General features: G+C 71.2%; 19 protein-coding genes. 4 read left to right on the forward strand and 15 right to left on the reverse strand.

Annotated elements, in window-relative coordinates:
• Nucleotides 1–89: 89 nt before the first annotated feature.
• Nucleotides 90–1,451: a dihydrolipoyl dehydrogenase family protein gene (locus LHJ74_RS17265; RefSeq protein WP_260218930.1), complete on the forward strand. Its 1,362-nt coding sequence runs from the start codon at nt 90–92 to the stop codon at nt 1,449–1,451.
• Between the two features lie 7 nt (nt 1,452–1,458).
• Here LHJ74_RS17265 and LHJ74_RS17270 read toward each other — a convergent pair whose 3' ends face one another.
• The 5 genes from LHJ74_RS17270 to LHJ74_RS17290 form a co-directional block, all read right to left on the reverse strand.
• Nucleotides 1,459–2,253 (reverse strand): SDR family oxidoreductase, encoded by a 795-nt coding sequence (locus tag LHJ74_RS17270; RefSeq protein WP_260218931.1) that lies wholly within the window; start codon nt 2,251–2,253, stop codon nt 1,459–1,461.
• 185 nt (nt 2,254–2,438) lie between these two features.
• Nucleotides 2,439–3,377 (reverse strand): MerR family transcriptional regulator, encoded by a 939-nt coding sequence (locus LHJ74_RS17275; protein ID WP_260218932.1) that lies wholly within the window; start codon nt 3,375–3,377, stop codon nt 2,439–2,441.
• 5 nt (nt 3,378–3,382) lie between these two features.
• Nucleotides 3,383–5,203, reverse strand: a complete 1,821-nt coding sequence (locus tag LHJ74_RS17280; RefSeq protein WP_260218933.1) for an SDR family oxidoreductase — start codon at nt 5,201–5,203, stop codon at nt 3,383–3,385.
• A 422-nt stretch (nt 5,204–5,625) separates the two neighbouring features.
• Entirely contained in the window at nt 5,626–6,561 is a 936-nt protein-coding gene (locus LHJ74_RS17285; protein WP_260218934.1) for a dihydrodipicolinate synthase family protein, read from the reverse strand.
• Complete coding sequence (locus tag LHJ74_RS17290) at nt 6,551–8,062, reverse strand: MFS transporter (RefSeq protein ID WP_260218935.1); 1,512 nt, start codon at nt 8,060–8,062, stop codon at nt 6,551–6,553. Before LHJ74_RS17290 ends, LHJ74_RS17285 begins: the two co-directional genes overlap by 11 nt.
• A gap of 189 nt (nt 8,063–8,251) precedes the next feature.
• Here LHJ74_RS17290 and LHJ74_RS17295 point away from each other — a divergent pair, with 189 nt between their 5' ends.
• Nucleotides 8,252–8,968: a FadR/GntR family transcriptional regulator gene (locus tag LHJ74_RS17295; protein WP_260218936.1), complete on the forward strand. Its 717-nt coding sequence runs from the start codon at nt 8,252–8,254 to the stop codon at nt 8,966–8,968.
• Between the two features lie 30 nt (nt 8,969–8,998).
• Here LHJ74_RS17295 and LHJ74_RS17300 read toward each other — a convergent pair whose 3' ends face one another.
• The 8 genes from LHJ74_RS17300 to LHJ74_RS17335 all read right to left on the reverse strand — a co-directional run bounded on the left by LHJ74_RS17300 (nt 8,999) and on the right by LHJ74_RS17335 (nt 20,239).
• The gene (locus LHJ74_RS17300) at nt 8,999–10,150 is read right to left on the reverse strand and encodes a baeRF2 domain-containing protein (RefSeq protein ID WP_260218937.1); all 1,152 of its coding nucleotides are present in this window, start codon (nt 10,148–10,150) and stop codon (nt 8,999–9,001) included.
• An 87-nt stretch (nt 10,151–10,237) separates the two neighbouring features.
• Nucleotides 10,238–11,191, reverse strand: coding sequence for an NrfD/PsrC family molybdoenzyme membrane anchor subunit (gene nrfD, locus LHJ74_RS17305; RefSeq protein ID WP_375546771.1), 954 nt, complete (start codon nt 11,189–11,191; stop codon nt 10,238–10,240).
• Between the two features lie 101 nt (nt 11,192–11,292).
• On the reverse strand, nt 11,293–12,264 hold the full coding sequence (locus LHJ74_RS17310) for a 4Fe-4S dicluster domain-containing protein (RefSeq protein ID WP_260218939.1): 972 nt from the start codon (nt 12,262–12,264) through the stop codon (nt 11,293–11,295).
• 46 nt (nt 12,265–12,310) lie between these two features.
• Nucleotides 12,311–15,571, reverse strand: coding sequence for a formate dehydrogenase (gene fdh, locus LHJ74_RS17315; RefSeq protein ID WP_260218940.1), 3,261 nt, complete (start codon nt 15,569–15,571; stop codon nt 12,311–12,313).
• A gap of 40 nt (nt 15,572–15,611) precedes the next feature.
• Nucleotides 15,612–18,011 (reverse strand): phosphoketolase family protein, encoded by a 2,400-nt coding sequence (locus LHJ74_RS17320; protein ID WP_260218941.1) that lies wholly within the window; start codon nt 18,009–18,011, stop codon nt 15,612–15,614.
• A 56-nt stretch (nt 18,012–18,067) separates the two neighbouring features.
• A complete protein-coding gene (locus LHJ74_RS17325; protein WP_260218942.1) occupies nt 18,068–19,045 on the reverse strand; it encodes a TIGR03557 family F420-dependent LLM class oxidoreductase in 978 nt (325 codons plus the stop codon).
• Between the two features lie 95 nt (nt 19,046–19,140).
• Nucleotides 19,141–19,320, reverse strand: coding sequence for a hypothetical protein (locus LHJ74_RS17330; protein ID WP_260218943.1), 180 nt, complete (start codon nt 19,318–19,320; stop codon nt 19,141–19,143).
• Nucleotides 19,321–19,402: 82 nt separating this feature from the next.
• On the reverse strand, nt 19,403–20,239 hold the full coding sequence (locus LHJ74_RS17335; RefSeq protein ID WP_260218944.1) for a SigB/SigF/SigG family RNA polymerase sigma factor: 837 nt from the start codon (nt 20,237–20,239) through the stop codon (nt 19,403–19,405).
• A gap of 249 nt (nt 20,240–20,488) precedes the next feature.
• Between LHJ74_RS17335 and LHJ74_RS17340 the strand changes: the two genes are divergently transcribed.
• Complete coding sequence (locus LHJ74_RS17340) at nt 20,489–21,214, forward strand: GAF and ANTAR domain-containing protein (protein WP_260218945.1); 726 nt, start codon at nt 20,489–20,491, stop codon at nt 21,212–21,214.
• Here LHJ74_RS17340 and LHJ74_RS17345 read toward each other — a convergent pair.
• A complete protein-coding gene (locus tag LHJ74_RS17345) occupies nt 21,211–22,128 on the reverse strand; it encodes a SigB/SigF/SigG family RNA polymerase sigma factor (RefSeq protein WP_260218946.1) in 918 nt (305 codons plus the stop codon). The genes LHJ74_RS17340 and LHJ74_RS17345 overlap by 4 nt on opposite strands.
• Nucleotides 22,129–22,730: 602 nt before the next feature.
• Here LHJ74_RS17345 and gdhA point away from each other — a divergent pair.
• Nucleotides 22,731–24,110 (forward strand): NADP-specific glutamate dehydrogenase, encoded by a 1,380-nt coding sequence (gene gdhA / locus LHJ74_RS17350; protein ID WP_260218947.1) that lies wholly within the window; start codon nt 22,731–22,733, stop codon nt 24,108–24,110.
• Between the two features lie 72 nt (nt 24,111–24,182).
• Here the strand turns inward: gdhA and LHJ74_RS17355 are convergent, their stop codons facing one another.
• Nucleotides 24,183–24,896, reverse strand: coding sequence for a 4'-phosphopantetheinyl transferase family protein (locus tag LHJ74_RS17355; RefSeq protein ID WP_260218948.1), 714 nt, complete (start codon nt 24,894–24,896; stop codon nt 24,183–24,185).
• Nucleotides 24,897–24,909 lie beyond the last annotated feature (13 nt).

The raw sequence follows: 24,909 nt of genomic DNA on the forward strand, positions 1-24,909 counted from the left end.
CGCGCCGACGCGGGAGGGTGCGGGACATCCCGTCAGGTCCCGGGTACGAAGTGAGCACGCTCCGGCAGATCCGACCAAGGAGGCCAGTCATGGCGCAGGACACCGATGTCGTGGTGATCGGAATGGGTGTGGGGGGTGAACACGTCGCCGGGCGGCTGGCCGAGGCCGGTCTGGACGTCGTCGGAGTGGAGGCGCAGCTTGTCGGCGGCGAGTGCCCGTACTGGGCGTGTATCCCGAGCAAGATGATGGTCCGCGCCGGGAACCTGATCGCCGAGGCGCGGCGCGTCCCGGGCATGGCCGGGCAAGCCGAGGTAGCCCCGGACTTCACCCCGGTCGCGACCCGGATCCGCGAGGAGGCGACGACCGACTGGGACGATCAGGCGGCCGTCGACCGGTTCACCGGCAAGGGCGGAAGGTTCCTCCGGGGACGCGCGCGTCTGACCTCACCCGGCCGCGTGGACGTCGACGGCCAGGTGCTCACGCCCCGGCGCAGCATCGTCCTGGCGACGGGCAGCCGCCCGCAGATTCCCCCGGTGCCGGGTCTGGACAAAGTGCCGTACTGGACGAACCGCGAGGCGATCGCGGTCAAGGAGGCGCCCGCATCGCTCCTGGTGCTCGGCGGCGGAGCCGTCGGCTGCGAACTGGCGCAGGCCTTCGCCCGGTTCGGCACCGTGGTGACCGTCGTCGAGGCGAGGGAGGGGCTGCTCCCGGCGGAGGAACCGGAGGCCGGCCGACTGCTCGGCGACGCCCTGGGCAGAGAGGGGGTCAGCGTGCGCACCGGCGCAGGGGCCACCAGCGTGAGCCACTCCGGGGACACCTTCCGGCTCACTCTGGACGACGGCGAGGAGCTGACGGGGCAGCAGTTGCTGGTCTCCACCGGGCGGCGTGCCGACCTCGCCACTCTCGGCGTGGAGAGTGTCGGACTCGATCCGGCCGCCCGTGCCCTGTCGGTGGACGGACAGATGCGGGCCACGGACGGCGTGTGGGGAGTCGGCGACCTCACCGGCCGCGGTGCGTTCACCCATGTGGCGATGTACCAGGCCGAGATCGCCGCACGCAGCATCCTCGGCGAGCCGGGACCGGAAGCGGACTACCGCGCCCTGCCTCGGGTCACCTTCACCGATCCCGAAATCGGCTCCGTGGGTATGTCCGAACGCGCGGCCGGCGAGCGGGGGCTTCGGGTGCGTACGGGCACCGCTCAGGTACCCGCCTCCACCCGCGGCTGGATTCACAGGGCGGGCAACGAGGGGCTGATCAAGCTGGTGGAGGACGCGGAGCGCGGTGTGCTGGTCGGTGCCACCTCGGCGGGGCCCACCGGAGGCGAGGTGCTGTACGGGCTCGCGGTGGCGGTGCAGGCCGAAGTGCCGGTCGAGCAGCTGCGCCACATGATCTACGCGTATCCCACCTTTCACCGTGTGGTGGAGGACGCGCTGGCGGACCTCGCCGGGTGAGGCCGGGTCAGCGCAGTCCATGGCGGCGCGCCACCATGCGTTCGGCGGTGGACCGGGGCATCAGGCGGCGCAGTGCGAAGACCAGCGGTGCGTTGCTGCCCACCGCGTAGAACGGCTTGGGCTGCCGGGCTTCGACCGCCTTGACGACGGTGGCGGCGACCTCGGCCGCCGAGATGCCCTTCGCCTCGTTGGCGTTCAGCGCCGTCAGCATGGTGCGGTATTCGTCCCGGAAGGGGGAGTCCTCCGCCAGGTACTGGGTGCGCCGCTCGCTGATACCGGTGCTGATCGAGCCCGGTTCGACCGTGCTGACCCCGACGCCGTAGGGCGAGACCTCGCGGCGGGCGGCGTTCGCGAAGCCCTTGATCGCCGCCTTGGAGGCCACGTAGGAGGAGCGGTAGGCGAGGGGGAAGCTGGCCAGCATCGAGCCGACCATGATCACGCGACCGTATCCGCGGTCGCGCATCCCGGGCAGCAGCAGCTGGGTGAGCCGGACTGCACCGAAGACGTTCAGCTCGAACAGCCGCCGGAGGGCCTCCATCGGCAGTTCCTCGAGGGGGCCGCTCTGGCTTTCGCCCGCGTTGTTGACGAGGACGTCCACCGCGCCCGCCGCCTCCGCGCACGCCTTGATGCTCGCGTCGTCGGTGAGGTCGAGCGCGAGATACTCCACGCCGGGTATCGGAGCGGAGACCGCAGCCGGGTCGCGGCTGGTGCCCAGGACGCGGTATCCGCGCTGGACGAGTGCGGTGGCCACCGCCGCGCCGATCCCGGAGGACGCGCCTGTCACGAGCGCGGTCCGGCTCACGTCGGACTCCCGGCTCGCGCGCTGAACCGCGCGTGAAATCCGTACCAGGTCATGTCGTCTCCTTCTCGGTTGGCGTGCGGTACCTGTGCGGGAACCGCGCTGTGCGCGGGCACCGGGGCTGAGGGTCATGCCGGGAAGGCGCAGCACCAGATTCCGCGAGCCCAGCAAAATCCAAACGAGAGACACTAGCGGTCCGGCACCAGGTGGTTCATGGTGCGGGCGGCGGCCTCGCGCTCGGCCGCGGCGGCGATGAACGCGGCGGCGTTCCCCTCGCCCACCAGGCCGCGTACGCGGGCGAGCGTCTCCGCGGGCAGCAGTACGGCCTCCGTCGGCGGAGTGCCCTGCGAGACGGCGGATGCCGCGGCGGTGCGCAGTTGGTCCCGGATGTTGCGGGCTGCCAGCAGCCGCATGGCACGAGCCAGTTCGGCGTCGACGGCCTGCTTAGCGAAGGGGCGCAGCAGCCGGACCAAGTCGGTGGCCTCGGTCACCTCCGCGTCCGTCAGAGTACGGCCCAGATAGCGGAGGAAGACGTGCTCGTTGGTGAAGTCCAGGAAGCGGGCGGCGATGTGCTCGACCTCGGTACGCAGCTCCCGCAGATGGCCGGTGATGGCAAGCAGCGGCACTCCGGCCGCGTGCAGCGCGGCGGCGACGGCGAGCTCCTGCGGGCTGGGGACCAGGAAGTCGCCCTCCTGGCCGGCGGCGGGCACCAGCAGCCCGAGGGCGAGGGCCTCTTCGAGCGCCTGGTCCCGCTGCCCGCCGCCATCGCTGCTGCCGAAGAGCTCGTCCAGCTCCGCGCGGCTCAGCCGCCCGGACACCTCGTCCGTCCAGGGGCCGTCGGCCTCGGAGACCAGGCCGAGCACACAGCCGAGACCGCGCCGGGCGTCCCACGCCTCCAGAAGCTCCTTTATGGAGGCCAGCGTGTAACCGCGGTCCAGCAGGTCGGCGATCTGGCCGAGCCGGGAGAGATGGCTGTCGTCGTAGACGTTCGCCCGGCCGCGGCGCTCCGGCTTGGGGAGCAGTCCGCGGTCCTGGTAGGCGCGGATGGTACGGACCGTGGCGCCGCTGCGGTGCGACAAGTCCTCTATCCGGTACTCGGTCCTCGCCTGCGGCTCCGGCTTCGTCACTGCCGTCACCGGGGCGGCTGGAGGCGGGCCAGGCCGCGCAGGACACGGGGCGCGAACCGGGACAGTGCCCGGGCACCGTGCGCTTCGGGAGTGACCGGGACCACCGCCTGGTTGCGGACGACCGCGCGCAGGACGGCGTCGGCCACTCGTGAAGGAGCGTAGTTCCGCCTGGCGTGGAAGCGAGAGGCCCGGCCCTGGAGACGCTGAGCCGTCTCCCCGTCCACTCCCATGAAGCGCGTGGCCGCGGTGATGTTGGTGCTGACCACGCCGGGGCAGATCGCGGAGACGCCGATGCCCTCCCCGGCCAGCTCTGCGCGCAGGCAGTCACTGAGCATCAGCACCGCTGCCTTGGAGGTCGCGTAGGCGGGGATGATGCGGTTGGGCCCGAACGCCGCGGCGGAGGCGGTGTTGACTATGTGGCCGCCCTGGCCCCGCTCGGCCATCTGCCTGCCGAAAGTCCGGCAGCCGTGGATGACTCCCCACAGGTTCACGTCCAGGATGCGGCTCCAGTCCTCGACACCGGTGTCCATGAAGGAGCCGGCCGCGCCTATCCCGGCGTTGTTGACGAGCACGTCCACGGTGCCGTGTTCGGCGGCGACCTTTTCGGCCAGCTTCTCCATCGCCTGGCCGTCGCCGACGTCCACGGTCTCGGCCCAGGCCGCGGGGGCGCCCCTCCGCCGGGCCTCCTCGGCCGTCCGCGCGGCGCCCTGCGCGTCAAGGTCGACGGCGACGATACGGGCACCGGCCTCGGCGAAGGCAAGGGCGGTGGCCCGCCCGATGCCGCTGCCCGCGCCGGTGACCAGCACCAGTTGCCCGGCGAACCGGCCGGCGTACGGATGGGGCTGTCGGCCCGGCTCCCGCGGTGCCGGGCCGGGAGTGCTGTGCCTGCTCACGAACTCGTCGATCCAGCGGGCCAGTTGATCGGGGCGGGTGCGTGGCACCCAGTGCTTGGCGACAAGAGTGCGCCGGGTGAGGCGGGGTGCCCACAGCTCCAGGTCGTCGTAGAGCCGCTCGCTGAGGTAGGGATCGCCGGTGGGCGTGATGAGCTGCACGGGCGCGTGCGCGTAGCAGTCGCTACGCGGACTGCGCAGCCGGGAGCGGATGTTGTCGCGGTAGAGCCAGGCCCCGCGCGCGGCGTCGGTGGGCAGCGACGAGGTCGGGTATCCACCGCCCGGCACCTTCTCCAGCCGCTCCAGGATCCGGGGCCAGCTCCTGCCCAGCGGCCCCTTCCAGGCGAGCTCCGGCAGCACGGGCGTGTGCAGCATGTACACGTACCAGGACTTGAGGCCCTGGCCGAGGAGCTGGGCGGCCCGGCGCGGGGTGGGGCGCGCCGCCCGCTTCCTGATCCAGTGGGCGAAGTGGTCGAGAGAGGGGCCGGAGAGCGAGGTGAAGGAGGCGATGCGGCCCTTGGTGCGCTGCACTGTGGTGAACTCCCAGCCCTGCACCGAGCCCCAGTCGTGCCCGACCAGATGCACCGGGCGCTCCGGACTCACCGCGTCGGCGACGGCGAGGAAGTCGTCCGTCAGCTTCTCCAGGGTGAAGCCGCCGCGCAGCGGCTTGGGCGCGGTGGACCCGCCGCAGCCCCGCACGTCGTAGAGCACCACATGGAAGCGGCCCCGGAGGCGGCGGACGACCTCGGACCAGACCTCCTTGCTGTCCGGATAGCCGTGCACCAGCACGATCGTGGGCCGCGCGGTGTCTCCGAACTCGGCGACGCTCAGCTCGACGCCCTCCCGGGTGCGCACCCGGCGCTCCCGCGCACCCGGAAGACTCCCCTCGCGGCCGCCGCCCTCGGCTTCGCCGCCCGCACTGCCGGCCTCGCTCATGCGCCCTCTCCTCCTGCCAAGGCCGCACCTGCGGCTGATGGTCGTCCAGTCACAAGGCGCACTCCTCGAGGCCGCAGGGCCGGGCCGGGCGCCGGGGCATCACCAGCGGACCTGCTTGCCGTACGTGCGCGTAACGTGACACCCATGAATGTGACAACATCCGATGGCGACGTCAAGAGGCCCCCGCCCGCCTGTGGATACCTCGGGTAACAGCGTATGCCGCGTCGGAGGCCGGCACGGGCGTCAGGTCACACCGGGCCAGGCACCGCGCCCAAGGGCTGTCCCGTAATCCCTGGCGGGCGCACGACGAAAGCTGCGGCACCTCGCTGCGTTGCCGGAACGCCCGGATACGCCCAGTATGAGGACGCCCCTCCGCCTTGCGAAGCACCGCATCTGACGCCGCAGCGCTGATCCACCAGGGACTACGGGACAGCCCTCAGGCCCGCCTCCTCCAGAAGGGCGCTGACGGCACGGATCTCGTCCGCGTCGAGTGGCAGCAGCGGAGGGTTGGTGGCCGGGTCGGCGATGACGCCGCGCAGAGCCAGAGCCGCCTTGAACGCGCCCAGCGCCCCTGCCGTGACCCCGATCCTGGTGCGGTCGGCGACCGTGACGATCCGGAACAGCCGGGCGAGCCGCTCCTGTTCAGCCCGCGCGGTGGCCCGGTCGCCGTCCCGGGCGGCACGGTGCAGCCGTACATAGCCGTGCGGGTCGACGTTGCCCAGCCCGGGCACGATGCCCGCCGCGCCGAGTTCGACCGCCGTGTCGGCGAGCAGCTCCGAGCCGGTCAGCGTGGGCAGTTCGCCGCCCGTACGGCGGAGGACCTCCCGGAAGTGGGCCAGGTCCCCGCTGGAGTCCTTGAGGGCGATCACCAGCTTCTCCGCCGCCAGTGCGGCGACGATGCCGGGAGTGAGGCGGGTGCCGACCGCGCTGGGGATGTCGTACGCGATGACGGGTACGTCGACGGCCGCCGCCACCTGCCGGAAGTGCTCCACCACCTCGGCGGGATGCGGCTCGATGTAGAAGGGTGCGGTGACCACCACCGCGTCCGCTCCCGCCGCCGCGACCAGCCTTGCGTGTTCGACGACTCGCCGGGTCCCGGTGTCGACCGCGCCGACCAGGACGGGCACGGCACCGGCGACGGCGCCGACGGCGACTTCGGTGACCGTACGGAGCCGGGCGGAGTCCAGCAGTGCGACTTCGCCCGTCGAGCCGCCGAGGAAGACTCCGTCGGCGCCCGCGTCGAGCTGGAACGCGATGAGGCGCTCCAGCGAGCGGCGGTCGATGTCCCCTGCCGCGTCGATCGGGGTGACCAGCGGCGGGATGACGCCGCGCAGGGATACCTCGGAGTCAGAGACCACGGGGGGCCTTCCTTTCTGCAGTTTCCGGCACGTCTGGGATGACTGGGTCTGGGGTTTTGGAGCCTGGGGTTTCTGGAGCGGACTTCGTCATGGCGAGGGCGGGGGCGTCGGATTCGATCTTCAGCGCACGGCCGATCCTCGCGGGCACGTTGAATCCGACGATCAGCGCCACGACGGCGGTGAGCACACCCGCAAGGGTGGTGAGTGCGGTGCCCAGCCCCGTCCGCTCCGCGATCGACGCCCCGGCGAGCGGTGCGACCGCACCCCCGAGCGCGCCGACGTTGTACGAGAAGCCGAGCCCCGCCGCCCGCGTTCGGGTGGGAAAGTGGTCGGCGATGTACTTGGGCAGCAGCCCGGAGATGCCCTGGCTGGTCGCCTGCATCACGAACAGGAACATCCACAGGAGCACGACGTTGCCCGAGTCCAGCGCGAAGACGGGGAAGACGAACGCCAGTGACAGGAACAGGCCGAACACGTAGGTGCGCCGGGTGCCCAGCTTGTCGCCGACGACTCCGGCGAGACACGACCCGGCCGCGTAGCCGAGCCCGGCCCAGGTGAGGGCGTCGGAGACCTGGCCCGCGTCGTAGCCGAGTTCGGTCTTGAGGTAGGTCGGCAGCAGCGACTGGATGGGCCAGGAGTACAGGAAGGCGCAGAAGGTCGTGACCATGATGGCGAGCATCACCGGCCAGAGGCGTCCGGCCAGTTGCACGGTGAAGGTGACCAGGCAGAGCACCACGATGACGGCCAGCGGCCAGGCGGCGCTTCCGGCGTTCTGGCTGAACAGCAGCACGAGGACGGTCGAGAGGAGTACGGCGAGCGCGCCGTTGAACAACCGCCGCCGGGGCGCGAGCAGCACGGAGGAGGTGGTGACTTCGGGCTTGTCACCCACCTCGGCCTGCCATTCGGCGGCCTCGGGCAGCGCGCGGCGCAGATAGAGGGTGAGCGCGATGGGGATGATGCCCGCGTAGAAGAGCCAGCGCCATCCGGCCACGGGCACGATGACCTCGTAGGCGAGGGCGGCGAGGACCGTGCCGATGGGGTAGGCGGAGAGCAGGAAGCCGGTCGCGCGGTTGCGCATCGTCTTCGGCCAGGACTCCATGACGTAGGTCGCGCTGGAGCCGTACTCCCCCGCCATTCCGATGCCGACTATGGCGCGGAAGACGAACAACGACCAGTAGCCCCAGGCGAATCCGCACATGCCGCTGCCGACGGAGAACGCGAGGATGGCGAGCAGCATCGCGGGTTTGCGGCCGTACCGGTCTCCGATCGCGCCCAGCACCAGCCCGCCGAACCAGCGGGACACGAAGGCGGCCGAGACCAGCGTGGCGGCCTTGGTGAGGCTGATGTCGAACTCATCGGCGATCTCCGTGAGCACCAGCGTGATCAGGACGAAGTCGAAGCCGTCGAGCAGGTACCCGAGCCAGGCGGCGAAGAAGGCCTTGCGCTGCTGTCCGGTCAGGCTGCGGAACGAGTGGGGGATGGCTGGCGGCGACGTTGCCACGGTCGGGACCTCCGGGAGCAAGGGACATAGGATGTCCTATGTCTGCGGCAAGCTACCGTCGGTGGTGACGGCGACGCAAGCATCCGTTCCGAGGAATCCGGCATTGCCTGCTCCGGATACGCTCGGTGGCGGCCGGTGATCGGATGCGGCCGCCCTCTTGGGCCCGGAGCGGCACTAGACTGTCGGTTCGTGAACACTTCGGCGACACGGAAGCCCGCCGGCGCCCGCGCGAACCAACGCGCGTTGCAGGCGTCGATCAAAGCGCTGATCGTGGACCGGGGGCTCGAAGCGGACTCGCTGCTGCCCACCGAGGCCGAACTGATGCGCGAGTTGCAGGTGAGCAGGCACCCGCTGCGCGAGGCGATGAAGGCCCTCGAAGCGGTCGGCATCGTGGACATCCGGCACGGCCACGGCACCTATGTGGGCTCGGTGCCGTTCGAAGCGCTGGAGGCCGGGCTCTCCTTCCGCAGCGCCCTCTCCGTACGGGGCGACTACGCCGACATCCGCAATCTGCTGGAGGTCCGCGAGGTGCTCGAAACCGGCCTCGTCGGCCGGGTGCTGGGCGCCTACGACCAACTCGACTTCGCCACGCTCGACGCCGCGGTGGCGGAGATGGAGCGGGAGGCCGAGCAGGGACGGCACACCCCCTCCCACGACTGGGCCTTCCACGAGGCGCTCTACGGACCGCTCGACAACGCGCTGGTACTCGACCTGCTCCAGGTCTTCTGGAAGGTCTTCAACGCGCTCGACGCCGACCTCCCGCGCGCCGCCGACACCGCGACCGTCACCGCCGGCAGGCACCGGCAGATCCTCGAAGCACTGCGGGCCAAGGACGAGGCCGCACTGCACGAGGCGATCAGCGAGCACTTCCGGGGCATCCGCTCCCGCCTGGCCAACCCGCACTGACCAGGGCACGCCCTGATGGGGCGCCTCACGTCACGGCTGGCCGCCGGGGGTTCCCCAGCGCAGCAGCGCCCCGAGGCCGCCCTCGGGGGCCTCGGCCGGGTCGGACACCATGACCGCCTCGGCCTTGTGGGCCACCGCCGAGCGCAGCAGGGCGTCGTCCGCGCGAGCGGCGACCGGCTCGGCCTCGCCCAGATACCGGAGTTCCGTCCGCCGGGTCGCCAACTGGTCGGGGTCCGGACCGATCCAGACCTCGCGGCCGATGTCGGGGCCGTCCGGGCCCACCAGGAGGGTGGCGATCCGGTGTTCCCGGGCCGCCTCCACCAGCGCGGGTACGCCCGCCGAGGCGGGCGCACTCTCGCGTTCGGCGCCCCGTTCGGCGCCCCGCCCCGCCCAGTAGCGCTCCACGACCTCGGCGGTGTGACCGGCCTCGTGCGCGGCGCGGGCCTCGGCGATGTCGCGCTCCAGCAGTTGGCTGCCGGACCCCGGCGCCCGCCCGCCGTGTTCGCTCTCCACCGTGACCGTCCGGATTGGCAGGGGCAGCCGGTCGCGTACCGCACGCCGCTCCCGTGGGGCACCCGCCAGGAGGAGCAGGTCGGCTCCGCTGCGCTCCCAGATGTCCGCGGCTGCCTCGGCGATCTCGCCCGCGTTGCGCTCCCAGGTGTTCTCCACCCGGGTGTGGAAGTGCTTCTCGGACCAGTCCGCCGTCGGCGCCCGGTGGAGGGGCCAGTCGGCGCCCTGGATCTGCCCGGCCGCTTCCTGCTTGCCGTCACCGCGCAGTTCGAAGTCGGCTCCGAGGCGGTTCACATACGCGACGAGACACAGCGGATCCTCTCCGATGCCCTTCAGCAGCGGAGAGATCCTCGGCAGCGGGGACCAGCTGGTGACGGGAGCCGCGGGCGGTCCGGCGAGCGGGATGTCGATGACCACTGCGCCGTCCGAGGCCAGCACCGCCCGTCCGCTCCGCTTTCCCGGACCGCCCGTCGGCACGTCCTCGAGGAGCGCCTGGTGAACGGCCCCGCAGGTGGCGTTGTCGGCCCCGAGGGCGGCGAGCTCCTCGGCCGCCGCGCGGGCCGAGAGTTGCCGCTGTTTGGCCGCGTCCTCGCTTGCGTGGGTGGTGTCGGCGTATACCGATGCCCACGGCCCTGGACGGTCGAGCATCGGCCGGAGCAGAGAGAGTTGCATGTGTACTCCCGTGGTTTTGGGGTGGCCAGCGACACCGCTGTCTGTTCCGGGTGCCCCCGGACGCCGAAGGGATGCATCCGGCAGCCGTCAGCCGCCCAGCTCCCCGCTCCCGGCCCGCTCGTCCAGCCCGGCCCGCTCGTCCAGCCGTGCCTGCTCGTCCAGCCGTGCCTGCTGCGGCGCTACGGTGTACACCGGGTCCGTCGCGGACGCGATCCCCGCGGCGAAGACCGCGAAGCGGGTACACGCCGAGCCCGCGAGCAGCGCCAGCCCTCCGGCGACCGCCGCCGGACGGCTCCGGTGCCCCCACAGGGCCGCGCTCGCTGCGCCCGCCACGGTCAGCACCCTCGCCGCACGCCGCAGCCTGCCCGCCCGGCCGGTCCGCAGGGTCTCCGCCACCATGCCCAGCCGCCGCTCGACAGCCCGGTCCGCCACGAAGTCGGCCGTGGCGGACAGGGCGGCGGCGCACCGTGCGGGGGCGTTCTCCCGCAACGGCCCCGCCGCCAGTGCCATGCCCGAGGCGGCGGCCGTCGCGGACGCGGCGAAGAGGTAGGGCAGCTCGCGGTGGGCCCCGTGCCAGGCGGGTACGGCCGTGTCCGCCGCCAGCACCGCGGTGTACGTGGCGACGGCCGGGCCCAGCAGTCCGGCGCCTGCGGTGGCGACCGCACCGGCACGCGGCATCAGTCCGGTGGCCGCGCTGACGGCCGCGGCTCCCGCGGTGGGCCCGTACAGCGCCAGCAGCCACGACCCGACGCTCATCGGCGAGGTGGGCTTGAAGACCCGCAGCATGTGGGTGAACCGGGCCGGTCTCCCGAGGTCGTGGATGAGCGCCGCGGTGGCCAGCGAGACACCGCCCAGGGAGGAGAACTTCAGCGCGGTCGCCGTGCTGGTCCGGCCGGTGAGGTGCGCGCCGGCGGCGAGCGCCGAACCCGCCCCCGCGAGCCCGCCTAGGAAGAAGTACCCGGCGATGTCGCGGGCGGACCAGGCCGGGGGCTTGATCACCGGCTTCCCGTAGTAGTCCTGGAACTGTGCGCGGGGCACCATCGGCTCCTCACCGGACCGCTTGCGCCGCCGCCCCCCGTCCGGACCACCGCCGCCGCGCAGCGCGGCCGGTACGGCGTCCCGGCCCGGATTGTCGTCGCGGGTCATCGGGCTCCCCCTCCTCGCAGCGCGGCCGACGCGGCCGACGCCGCCGACGCCGCCGCCGAAGCAGCCGCCCTCAGTACGGACGGCAGGGTGAACGAGAGCACCGTGCCGGCGGCGAGCGCGACCCCGGCTGCCCCCGCGTGCCGCCACATGGCGGGCAGGTCGCGCGTGGTGACCTGCGGATCCGGCGGCAGCCCGTACACGGCGGGCTCGTCCAGCAGCAGGAAGAAGGCACCGTCACCGCCGACGCCGTCCTGCGGGTCGTGCCCGTAGAGCCGGGCACCGGTGACTCCGGCCTCCTGGAGCTGGTCCACCCGCAGCGCGGCACGCTCGCGCAGTTCGTCCAGCGGGCCGAACTGAATGGACTCGGTGGGGCACGCCTTGGCGCAGGCCGGTTCCTGGCCCGCGCCCAGACGGTCGTAGCACATGGTGCACTTGAAGGCCCGCCCGTCGGCGGGCCGCTGTTCGATGACGCCGTACGGGCAGGCCGGGACGCAGTATCCGCAGCCGTTGCAGATGTCCTCCTGGACCACGACCGTGCCGTACTCGGTACGGAAGAGCGAACCGGTGGGGCACACGTCCAGGCAGGCGGCGTGGGTGCAGTGTTTGCACACGTCGGAGGACATCAGCCAGCGCATCTGGCCCCCGTCCGTACCTGGCGCCTCCGCACCGGCCAGGGGCAGTTCGGCTCGTCCCTCCGGGGTGGGCACGGCGCTCGGCGCGGACTGCTCGATGAAGGCGACATGCCGCCAGGTCGACGCGCTCAGCGCCTGGGTGTTGTCATAGGACATCCCGCTGAACGAAAGTCCGTCCTCCGGGAGTGCGTTCCATTCCTTGCACGCCACTTCGCACGCCTTGCAGCCGATGCAGACCGAGGTGTCGGTGAAGAAGCCGACCCGGGGCGGGGCGTCGGTGTGCCCCGCGTCGGTGCTCGGATCGGGCTCCGGACCGCTCAAGAGGTTGCCCTTCACGATGTGCTCTCCCTGCCTCTCATCTGCCCGCCCTGCCGTCCGCCGGTTATGTGCCGGTCTTCGCCGTGATGCCCGCGCGCTGCCGGTAGTCGGCGACCAGCCGCCGCAGGTCCGCGCCGCGCGGGCGGCGGCCGGGGCGGATGTCCGCGGTGAGCGCCTTGTCCTCCTGGATGTGCGCGTTCGGGTCCTGGACGATGGCGACCAGTTCGTTCGCCGCGTCTCCCGTCACGACGCCGTTGGGCCCCCAGTGGAAGGGCAGGCCGATCTGGTGGACGGTCCGGCCCTGCACCGTCAGCGAGGCGAGCCGGGAGGTCACCAGTACGCGGGCCTCGACCGCGTTGCGCGCGGTGATGACGGTGGCCCAGCCCGCGTGTTCGAGCCCGCGTTCGGCGGCGAGTTCGGGAGAGACCTCGCAGAAGAACTCCGGCTGCAACTCGCCCAGATAGGGGGACCAGCGGCTCATGCCGCCCGCGGTGAAGTGTTCGGTGAGCCGGTGCGTGGTGACGATGTACGGATAGACGTCCGCCCCCGGCTCCTCCCCGCTCGGGTGGTAGGGGTTCTCCTCGTGCGGGCGCACCCGGCGCACCGGCGAACGCGAGTGGCGGGGGTAGAGCGCGTTGCGGAAGGGTGAGTCCTGCGGCTCGTAGTGGGTGGGCAGCGGGCCGTCCACCAGGCCTGCCGGGGTGAACAGCCAGCCCTTGCCGTCGGCCTGCATGATGAACGGGTCGTCGCCGCGCAGCGCGTCCGGGCCCGTGGCACCTTCGGGTGGTACGTAGCCGGGCTCACGGTCGGGGATGAAGTCGGGTACGTCGTGCCCGGTCCACCGCCCCTGGGCCTCGTCCCACCACACCACGGCCCGGCGGTCGCTCCAGGGCGTGCCGTCGGGTGCCGCGGAGGCGCGGTTGTAGAGGATGCGGCGGTTGGCCGGCCAGGCCCACGCCCATTCGGGTGCCGTCCACTCCTGTTCGGTGTGCGGCTTGCGCCGGGCGGCCTGGTTGACGCCGTCCGCGAACACACCGCAGTAGATCCAGCAGCCGCAGGAGGTGGAGCCGTCGTCCCGGAGCTGGGTGTACGCCCGCAGCGGGCCGCCGTCCGGGCCGTAGCCGTTGATCTCGGCCAGCACCGCTGCCGCCACCGGCTCCCGCAGCGGGCCTTCCACCGGATAGTCCCAGGTCAGATCCTGCACGGGCCGGTCCATGGGATCGGTGGAGGCGGCCAGCCGCTCCTTGATGCGGCGCCCGAGGTGGTACATGAACCACAGGTCGCTGCGGGCTTCGCCCTGCGGCTCGACGGCCGCGTGGTGCCACTGCACCCACCGGTTGGTGTTGGTGAACGAGCCGGACTTCTCGGTGTGCGCCGCAGCGGGGAAGAAGAAGACCTCCGTCTTGATGTCCTCGGTGCGCATTTCGCCCGACTCGATCTCGGGCCCGTCCTGCCACCAGGTCGCCGATTCGATGAGCGAGAAGTCGCGGACGACCAGCCAGTCCAGCTCGGCCATTCCCAGCCGCTGCATCCGGGTGTTGGCGGAGCCCACCGCGGGGTTCTCCCCCATCAGGAAGTACCCCTCGCACTCTCCGGCGAGCATGGCGAGGACGGTGTCGTAGGTGCTGTGCGATCCGGTCAGCCGGGGCAGATGGTCGAAGCAGTAGTCGTTCTCGGCGGTGGCCGCGGCACCGTAGTACGCCTTGAGCAGGCTGACGAAGTAGGCACGCATGTCGCCCCAGAAGCCCTTCTTCGTGCGGCTCGCGGTCACGAAGGCGTCCAGGTCCTCGTGGGCGTGCGCGTGCGGCATCGGCAGGTAGCCGGGCAGCAGGTTGAAGAGGGTCGGGATGTCGCTGGAGCCCTGGATCGAGGCGTGGCCGCGCAGTGCCTGGATCCCGCCGCCGGTGCGGCCGATGTTGCCCAGCAGCAGCTGGAGCACGCTGGCGGCGCGGATGTACTGGGCACCGGTGGAGTGCTGGGTCCACCCCACCGCGTAGACGAAGGCGCTGGTGCGCTCCCGGCCCGAGTTCGAGGTCAGCTCCCGGCACACCCTCAGGAAGGTGTCCTGCGGTACGCCGCAGATCTGCTCGACCCTCTCGGGTGTGTAGCGGGAGTAGTGCCGCTTGAGGATCTGGTAGACGCAGCGGGGGTGGCGCAGGGTCTCGTCGCGCTCCGGTGTGGGGCGGGCGCGTGCCCCGCCCGATCCGTGTGTCTCCGGTCCCCCGGCGTCGCGCACGCTGTGCCGCGCGGCCGCGTCGTCGACCCGCTGCTTGTAGAGCGAGTCACGGTCACCCGCAGGAGCCTGGACGTCGGAGCCCTCGTACTGCCAGCTGCGGGGGTCGTAGCGGCGCTGCTCCGCGTCGAATCCGGAGAAGACGCCGTCCAGGTCCTCGGTGTCCCGGAAGTCCTCGCTGACCAGGGTCGATGCGTTCGTGTACGCGAGGACGTACTCGCGGAAGTCCTTCTCCTCGGAGAGCACGTGGTGGATGATCCCGCCGAGGAAGGCGATGTCGGAGCCGGCCCGGATGGGCACGTGCAGATCGGCGAGCGCACTCGTACGGGTGAAGCGGGGATCGACGTGGATGACGGTGGCGCCGCGCGCCTTGGCCTCCATCACCCACTGGAATCCGACCGGATGCGCCTCCGCGTAGTTCGAACCCTGGATGACGATGCAGTCCGAATGCTGCAGATCCTGCATGAAGGTGGTCGCACCGCCGCGCCCGAAGGACGTGCCCAGCCCGGCGACGGTGGAGCTGTGGCAGACCCGGGCCTGGTTCTCCACCTGCACCACGCCGAGACCGGTGAGGAGCTTCTTGATCAGGTAGTTCTCCTCGTTGTCGAGCGTCGCGCCTCCGAGGCTGGCGATGCCGAGGGTGCGTGCCACCCGGAGTCCGTCCTGTTCCCACTGCCAGTGTCTGCGGCGGGATTCGACGACCCGGTCGGCGACCATGTCCATGGCGGTCTCCAGGTCCAGCGGTTCCCAGTCCGTCCCGTACGGGCGGCGGTGGAGCACCTGGTGGCCACGGGCGGGCCCGGTGGTCAGCTGGAGCGTCGCCGAACCCTTGGGGCACAGCCGTCCCCGGCTGACCGGGGAGTCGGGGTCACCCTCGATCTGCACGACCCGGTCGTCCTTGACGTAGACCTGCTGTCCGCAGCCGACCGCGCAGTAGGGGCAGACGGACTTGACAACCCGGTCGGCCGCGTCCGTACGGGGCCTGAGCCCCTCGGTGCGGGGGGAGGTGACGGCGGCGCCGCGGCCCAGCGGGTCGGCGCCCGCGAGTTGCCGGTAGACGGGCCAACGGCGCAGGAGTCCTCGTAGGTCCATGCGTTTCCCTCCAGCGGGGCGGGCCGTATCTCTCAGCGCGTCAGCGCGGTTTCCACTTCCAGCCCAGGACCTCGGGGAGGTCGTTGCCGTGCTCGCGGATCCACGAGTGGTGGCGCAGCCGGGTGTCCTCCATGGTCTGCCGTACGGCCGCCGCCCGCACGGCGAGACCGGGGGTGCGGTCGATGACGTCCATGACGAGGCGGTAGCGGTCGAGGTCGTTGCGCACCACCATGTCGAAGGGTGTGGTGGTGGCGCCGAACTCCTTGTAGCCGCGTACGTGGAGGTGGCTGTGGCCGGTGCGGCGGTAGGCCAGCCGGTGGATCAGCCACGGATAGCCGTGGTAGGCGAAGATCACGGGCTTGTCGGTGGTGAACAGCGCGTCGTAGTGCGCGCCGGACATGCCGTGCGGATGCTCCTGCCGGGGCAGCAGGCGGGCCAGGTCGACGACGTTGACCACACGTACGGCCAGCTCCGGCAGGTGCTCGCGCAGCAGCATGACCGCTGCCAGGACCTCCTGCGTGGGCACGTCACCCGCCGAGGCGAGGACCACGTCGGGTTCGGCGGTGCCGTCCTCGGTGCCGGCCCAGTCCCAGATCCCGGCGCCGCGCGCACAGTGTTCGCGGGCCTGTTCGAGGGTGAGCCAGTCGAAGCAGGCATGCTTGCCCGCCACCACGACGTTGACGTGGTCGCGGCTGCCCAGCACGCTCTCGGTCACGGACAGCAGGGTGTTGGTGTCGGGCGGCAGATAGACCCGTACGACCTCCGGCGCCTTGTTCAGGATGTGGTCGATGAAGCCCGGGTCCTGGTGCGAGAAACCGTTGTGGTCCTGCCTCCACACGTGTGAGGTGAGCAGGTAGTTCAGCGAGGCGACCGGCCGCCGCCAGGGCAGCCGGCGGGTGACCCGCAGCCACTTGACGTGCTGGTTGACCATTGAGTCGACGATGTGTGCGAACGCCTCGTACGAGGAGAACAGGCCGTGCCGGCCGGTGAGCAGATAGCCCTCCAGCCAGCCCTGGCAGGTGTGCTCGGAGAGGATCTCCATCACCCGGCCGTGCTGGTCCAGGTTCTCGTCCACCTCCAGGGTGCGGGCCTGCCACGCCTTGCCAGTGGATTCGTACACCTCTTCGAGCCGGTTGGACTCGGTCTCGTCCGCGCCGACGATCCGGAAGTCGCGGCGATCGGCCGTATCCGTCATCACCTGTGCGAGCAGGCTTCCCAAAACGCGGGTGGGCTCGTGCGAGGTCGCTCCCGGCCTCTCGACCGCCACCTCGGCCGCGAACCCCTCCAGCGGCGGGACGGGCAGATCGCGCAGCAGCAGACCGCCGTTCGCATGCGGGTTCGCACCGAGCCTGCGCTCGCCCTCCGGGACGCTCGCGAGCACCAGCGGACGGGGGCGGCCGTCCGTGCCGAAGAGTTCGCCGGGCCGGTAGGAGCGCATCCACTCCTCCAGCTGGCGCAGGTGTTCGGGGTTTTCCCGCACGGCGGGCAACGGCACCTGATGCGCGCGCCAGGTGTCCTCCACCGGCAGGCCGTCGACCTCCGCGGGCCCGGTCCAGCCCTTGGGCGTACGCAGCACGATCAGCGGCCAGACCGGCCGCTCGCGCAGACCCTCCGTACGGGCCTCGTGCTGGATGAGGGCGATCCGGTCCAGTGCGCTGTCCAGGGCCTCCCCCAGTGCGCGGTGGACGGTCATCGGGTCGTTGCCGCCGACGAAGACCGGCTCGTGGCCGCAGCCGCGCAGATACGCCTCCAGTTCGTCCTCGGGGAGCCGGGCGAACACGGCCGGATTGGCGATCTTGTATCCGTTGAGGTGCAGGATCGGGAGGACCGCGCCGTCGTGGACGGGGTCGAGGAATTTGTTCGAGTGCCAGGAGGCGGCCAGCGGGCCGGTCTCGGCCTCGCCGTCGCCTATGACGCAGGCGGCCAGCAGGCCGGGGTTGTCGAAGGCCGCACCGTAGGCGTGGGAGAGCGAGTAGCCCAGTTCGCCGCCCTCGTGCAGGGAGCCGGGGACCTCCGGTGCGACGTGGCTGGGGACTCCGCCGGGGAAGGAGAACTGCCGGAAGAGCCGGGCCATGCCGGCGGCGTCCCGGCCGACGTCCGGGTAGGTCTCGCTGTAGCTGCCGTCGAGCCAGGAGTTGGCGACGACGGCCGGACCGCCGTGGCCGGGGCCCCAGATGCAGATCGCGTCCAGCGAGCGGGCCTTGATCACTCTGTTGAGATGGGTGTGGATCAGGTTCAGTCCCGGCGTGGTGCCCCAGTGTCCGAGCAGCCTCGGCTTGATGTGCTCCGGACGCAGCGGCTCGGTCAGCAGGGGGTTCTCCATCAGGTAGAGCTGGCCGACCGACAGATAGTTCGCGGCCCGCCAGTGGGCGTCCAGTGTCCGCAGCGCTTCCTCGGCCGGCGCGCCGGTGTCCGCGGCCCGGACGGGCGTGTCACGCATGGGGGACCTCTCTCTGGCGTCAGGTCTCTGCCGTCAGGCGGGGACCGGCGAAGGCGTCAGGCCGGGACCGGCGAGGGCGTCAGGCCGCGCAGGGCGTCGTTGAGCTCGTTCTCGAAGAAGTCGAAGAATCCGTCCGGATCCGGACCGGCGTTCATCAGCACCAGCCGGTCGTAGCCCGCGTCGGTGAACTGCTGGGCGACCTCGCGGTAGCGGGCCGGGTCGGGCCCGCAGGCGAAGGCCGCGAGCATGTCCTCCTCGCGGACGGTGGTGGTGGCCGCGTCGAAGTTAACCGGGTTGGGCAGTTCGCTCATGACGTACCAGCCGGTGACGGCCCACCTCGTGGTGTTGAGCGCGGCCTTCGCGGCGGTGTGTTCGTCGCGTGCCCAGGCCACGGGGACCTCCGCGTATCCGGGCCCGGTGCCGCCCGCCCGGACGTAGTCGCGGACGACCTCGGGCTTGGGCTCGGTGACGAAGAGTCCGTCGCCGAGTTCGGCGGCGATGCGTGCCGAGGAGGGGCCGCTGGCGGCGACGGCGATCGGCGGCAGCTCCGTAGGCAGATCGAACACCCGTGCGTCCTCGAGCCGCAGATGGGTTCCCTGGTAGGAGCGGTAGCCGCCGCGCCACAGCAGCCGGATGATCTCCAGCGCCTCTCGGAACATCTGGTGGCGCACCCGCACGTCGGGGAAACCCCGGCCGACGACATGCTCGTTGAGACGCTCACCCGAACCCACCCCCAGGACGAACCGTCCGTGCGAGACCAGGGCCAGGGTCGCGGCGGCCTGCGCGATGATCGCCGGGTGGTACCGCACAGTCGGGCAGGTCACGCCCGTCGCCAGCTTGAGAGTCCGGGTATGCGCGGCGATCGAGCCGAGCACCGTCCAGGTGAAGGAGGAGTGGCCCTGGTTGTCGAGCCAGGGGTGGAAGTGGTCGCTCATCTCCACGAAATCGAAACCCGCGGCCTCCGCCCGCACCGCCTGCCTGATGAGTTCGTTGGGCCCGAACGCCTCGGACGCCAGCTTGTAACCGATCTCCATGTGCAGCACCTCACGAGGCGAGTGCCCTGGGCGGGCGGCGGGCGTTCGTTCAGGCGTACGAGGCCCCCCGGTCCCCTGTGTTTCAGCCAGGAAGTTCAGTCGGGAGGTTCGGGCGGTTCCGCGTCCTCGTCGGGGCCGCGGTCCCGTTCCGCCCCCTTTCCGGCGGCCCTGCCGACTTCCTCCGGCTCAGGCGCCAAGTCCAGTTCGGGACCCTCCTCAGGAGGCGGCAGATCCGGGGTGAGTGGTTCGTGTTCATCTGATTCGTCCGATCCCATGAGCGCCGGGTACCCGCCCGTGGACCATCAAACGCCCGGCGGCCGGACCGCTCCAGGCTGCTCACGTCCAGACGGTTCGCGTTCAGGCGGCCCGCGCGGTCTCGGCACGTACGGACTCGGCCCGCGCGTCTTCGATCCGGCGGCAGATCTGCTCACAGGACTTGGCGATCAGCCGTGACACGTGCATCTGGGAGATGCCGAGCTCTTCGGAGATACGGCTCTGCGTCATGTCGCAGAAGAACCGGAGGTAGAGGATGCGCCGCTCACGCTCGGGCAGCTTCCGCAGAAGGGGCCGCACCGACTCCCGGCGGACGACCAGGTCGAAACCGGGCTCCGGCCGCCCCAGGGTGTCCTGCAGCGAGTAGCCGTCGTCGCCGCAGGGCAGCTCGGCGTCCAGGGACAGCGTGCTGTAGCTCTCCATCGCCTCCATGCCCAGCAGCACGTTCTCCTGGGTCAGGCCGCTGTGCGCGGCGATCTGCGCCACGGACGGGGAGCGGCCCTCCTGGGTGAGGAGGAGTTCCCTGCTGCTGGCACGTACCTGGTTGCGCAGCTCCTGGACCCGCCTCGGCACATGCAGATCCCACATGTGATCGCGGAAGTGCCGCTTGATCTCACCGACGATCGTCGGCACGGCGAAGCTCTCGAAGGCCGCACCGCGCGCCGGATCGTAGCGGGAGACCGCCTTGACCAGGCCGAGGGCGGCCGTCTGCTGCAGGTCCTCCAGGGATTCGCCGCGGTCCCGGTAGCGCCCGGCCAGCCGGTGCGCCATAGGGGCCCAGGCGCGCACCACCTCCTGGCGGAGCGCGTCCCTCTCCGGCCCGTCGGGCATCGACGCGATCCGGTCGAAGGCCGCGGCGGTGTCGGGAGCGTCGTGATGCGAGTGACGCGTGCGCCTCGCACCCGTACTACTTGGGGTCATGATTCGGCTCTCCCCTCGCAAAATGGCCTCTCGACCGACTTGCGCAAGGCACACCGTGTGAGCGGCGGACACACGGACCGCTGTCCATCGCGTGGACATCACACCGGCCCGTGGGCTTTCCGCCCGTTTTCAGCGCTTTTTCAAGCTACTCGCCCCAGGCAGTGCCCGCACTCCGGACCAGGCCGGGGCGGTAGGATCCAGTTTGTCGCTCGGACCAGGCCGAAGCGATGAGACGACGGTGACGAGGCGATGGCTGAAGACGAGTCGATGAACCTCGCGGCGATGTTCGCCTCGATGGCGGAGACACTGCGGCAGCCGTCCGTGGGTCAGACCCTCCAGCAGGTGGTGGAACTGGCAGCGGAGACGGTGCCCGGGGCCGAGTACGCGAGCGTGACCGTCGTACGGAAGAAGAGATTCCAGATCCCGGCGTGCACCGACGAGCGGGCCGGCGACTTGGACCGCGCCCAGGTGCGGCTGGGTGAGGGACCGGCCCTGGAGGCGAGCACGACGGACCAGCTCCTTCGCGTCACCGACATCGTCACGGACCAGCGTTGGCCCCGCTTCGGTGCGTACGCGCGGGAGTCGGGCACCCGCTCCATGCTGCTCTGCCAACTGCCCGGGGAGCACGGCGCGCTGGGTTCGCTGAATCTCTACGCGTCGCAGCCGCACGCCTTCGACGCCACGGCGGTGCAGACCGCCGCCATATACAGCGCGCACGCCTCGCTCGCCGTTTCCCACGCCTCACTCGTCGACTCCCTCAATTCCGCCGTCTCCAGCCGCCAGTACATCGGTGAAGCCACCGGCATCCTGATGGAGCGCTACCAGCTCAGCTCCCCGGAGGCATTCCATTTGCTGGTACGCGCCTCCCAGGACCTGAACGTGAAGCTGCGGGAGCTGGCCGGGGAGGTCGTGCGCACCGGCCTCGCACCCAAGGATCTGGAACTCGGCTCCCACAACGGCGAGGCCGCTCGTTAGGAGCCGGCTTCGCTGTGGCGCCGAGCTCCCCTGGGGACGGGCGGCCCGGCGGGTGCCACCGCGGCAGTGCGCCGACCGTGGCACCGGCGCTGCGAAGGCACCCGGGGCGCTTCCCGGTCGGCCTCGACCTCGTCGTGGATACGCTCGCAGGTGCGGCTGATCAGCCGGGAGACGTGCATCTGGGAAATGCCGAGGCGGTCGGCGATGTTGCCCTGCGTCATGTCATGGAAGAAGCGCAGGTAGAGGATCCGGCGCTCGCGCTCCGGCAGGAGACGCAGCCGGGGCTTGACCGCCTCTCGGTAGACGACGAGGTCGAAGCCGGGCTCCCGCTCGCTCAGGGTGTCCGCCAGTGACCAGCCGTCCTCCGATCCGGACGGCTGCGCGTCCAGGGACAGCGCGCGGAAGCTCTCCAGCGCCTCCATCCCGGCCCGCACCTCCTCCTCCGACATACCGCTGTGCTCGGCGATCTGCGCCACCGTCGGCGTGCTTCCCTCCAGCGTCAGGCTCAGCTCCCGCTGACTGACACGGACTCGGTTGCGCAGCTCCTGGACCCGGCGCGGGACATGCAGGCCCCACAGGTGATCCCGGAAGTGGCGCTTGATCTCACCGACGATCGTCGGCACGGCGAAGCTCTCGAACGCCGACCCGTGAGACGGGTCGTACCGGGTGACCGCCTTCACCAGGCCGAGCGACGCGACCTGCTGCAAGTCCTCCAGGTCCTCTCCCCGGTTGCGGTACTGACGCGCCAGTCGTTCCGCCATGGGCATCCAGGCCCGCACGACCTCCTGCCGCAGACTCTCCTTCGCGCGCCCCTCGGAGAGGGTGGCGAGACGGCGGAAGTCGGCGGCGGTGTCCGGGGCGTCGTGGTGCGAGTGCTTTCCGCGCTTGCGGGCGGGTGCGGGGGCCTGGGTCATGGTGTGGCTCTCTTTCTCGCAGTGGTCCGAGGTCGGATACACCGCGAGAGCAGACATAGCAGGGGCGAACGCAGCGACCGTACGTGTCGCTCCCGCGGGTGCCTGCTGTCTGAAGCACGAGGGGTACTGTGCCCGCCCTCTCCGAGACGAAACCGTTATCTTCCGACTGTCTGATCGGAAGTCGCCGCCGCCCCTCCCTGACCTGCATGGCACCGTCCGAGCGGCTCCTTCAGATCGTCCCGGGGGCTTCCGCTTCACGGAGGGGCAGACGGAGGCTTACCTTCGCGATTTCGGGAAACCCGCGCCCATCGTCCCGGCAGTCCTGAGAACGGCTGCTGGGGAAGTGCCTGTACGGCTGTACCGGTCAGCCGTACAGGCGCGCTCAACCGGGGACGGCACGTTCCCCGGGGCCGCCTCAGCGTTCCCCTGCTCGCCTGAGCTGGGCCCTTTCCCGTGGTGGACCGCAGCAGATGTTTTGGGTGGAGACCTTCCCCTCGGCCGGGGTCCCGAGGGGAAACCATTAGGCTCGGGGAGGGCCTCCGTATCCCCGTCCACCCAACCGGTCCCGGACCGCAGCCTCCCTACGCGAAAGGGTTCCCCCTATGCCGCCGATACCGCAGGCAGCCACGTCGCACCAGCCCGAGACCCGTCTCATCGAGCAGCTGTACGGGAAGATCCTGCGCCGGAACCTCGGCGAGACCGAGTTCCACCAGGCCGTACGGGAGGTGCTGGAGACGCTCGGCCCGGTACTCGCCAAGCGCCCTGAGCTGGTCGACGCGAGAATCATCGAGCGGATCTGCGAGCCGGAGCGGCAGCTGATCTTCCGGGTGCCGTGGGCGGACGACACCGGGGACATCCACGTGAACCGGGGCTTCCGGGTGGAGTTCAGCAGCGCGCTGGGGCCGTACAAGGGCGGGCTGCGCTTCCACCCGTCGGTCAACCTGGGAATCGTGAAGTTCCTCGGCTTCGAACAGGTCTTCAAGAACGCGCTGACCGGAATGCCGATCGGCGGCGGCAAGGGCGGCAGCGACTTCGACCCCAAGAACCGTTCGGATGCCGAGATCATGCGGTTCTGCCAGTCCTTCATGACGGAGCTGCACCGGCATCTGGGCGAGTACACCGATGTGCCCGCCGGGGACATCGGCGTCGGCGGGCGGGAGATCGGCTACCTCTTCGGCCAGTACAAGCGCATCACCAACCGGTACGAATCGGGCGTACTCACGGGCAAGGGCGTCGGCTGGGGCGGCGCCCAGGCCCGCACGGAGGCCACCGGATACGGCTGTGTGCTCTTCACGGCGGAGATGCTGCGCAGCCGGGGCGAGGACCTGGACGGGCGGCGAGTGGCGGTCTCCGGCTCCGGGAACGTCGCGATCTACGCCATCGAGAAGGCGCAGCAGCTCGGCGCGCGCGTGGTCAGCTGCTCCGACTCCGACGGCTATGTCGTCGACGAGAAGGGCATCGACCTGGCGCTCCTGAAGGAGATCAAGGAGACCGGACGCGGCCGGGTGGCGGACTACGCGGCGCGGCGCGGCGGTGACGCGCGTTTCGTGAGCGGGAGCGGCGTGTGGACGGTGCCGTGCGAGGTGGCACTGCCCTGCGCGACGCAGAACGAGCTGACCGCCGAGGATGCCGCCACCCTCGTACGAGGCGGTGTCAAGGCAGTCGCCGAGGGAGCGAACATGCCCACCACCCCGGAAGCGGTGCGCGTCCTGCAGGAGGCGGGGGTGGCGTTCGCACCGGGCAAGGCGGCGAACGCGGGCGGCGTGGCGACCAGCGCGCTGGAGATGCAGCAGAACGCCTCCCGCGACTCGTGGTCCTTCGCGCACACCGAGGACCGGCTCGCCGAGATCATGCGGCACATCCACGCCTCCTGCCACGACACGGCGGAGCGCTACGGCGCACCGGGCAACTACGTGGTGGGGGCCAACATCGCCGGGTTCGAACTGGTGGCGGAGGCCATGCTGGCCCAGGGCCTCATCTGAGGCGTCCGAGCCGGCCGAGCCCGATCGACGGCCCGCAGCACGTGCCCGCGCCCGCCCTCCGGCTCGCCCGGTTCAGTCCACCGGAGCCGGTACGGCCTCCGCACCGGCCGCCGGCGGGCGGACCGGGGCGGGCGCGGGCACCACGACGGCCGTTACCAGCAGTCCGTGCCCGGTGGCCCAGCGCCCCGTGAAGACCCGCAGCGGCCCTCCCGCCAGTTCCGGCCCGGGCACGAGCAGACGCGCGGTGAACGTACGGCTCTCCCAGTCGGCCTCCAGGACGGCATCCCGGAAGCCGAGCCAGCTGCCGGTGAGCGGGAACCATGCCTTGTACACCGCCTCCTTCGCGCTGAACAGCAGCCGGTCCCGGCTCGGCCCGATGCCACCGGCAGTGGCCCACTCGCGCTCCTCCGCGCCGGCCGTGACGGAGTCGAGGACACCCTCGGGCAGCGGCGCGTCGGGTTCGGCGTCGATGCCCAGCGACAGGATGTCCCCGGTACGGGCCACCGCCGCCGCACGGTAGCCCGCGCAGTGGGTGATGCTGCCCACCACGCCCTCCGGCCAGATCGGTGCGCCCCGCTCCCCCGGAACGATCGCCGTCGGCGGGAATCCCAGCCCGGCCAGCGCGCGCCGGGCGCAGTGGCGGGCCGTCACATACTCCGCGCGGCGGGAGGCCACCGCGCGGGCGACCCTGGCCTCCTCCTCGGGGAACAGCGCGCCCTCCGGCGTTGCCGCATCCCCGAACACCTCCTGGGAAGCAGCACCGGCTGGGAGTATCTCCTCGATCACGCCGTCTCCTCCG

It is taken from the genome of Streptomyces gossypii, from assembly GCF_025165795.1.
In the GTDB taxonomy this organism is placed as follows: domain Bacteria; phylum Actinomycetota; class Actinomycetes; order Streptomycetales; family Streptomycetaceae; genus Streptomyces; species Streptomyces gossypii.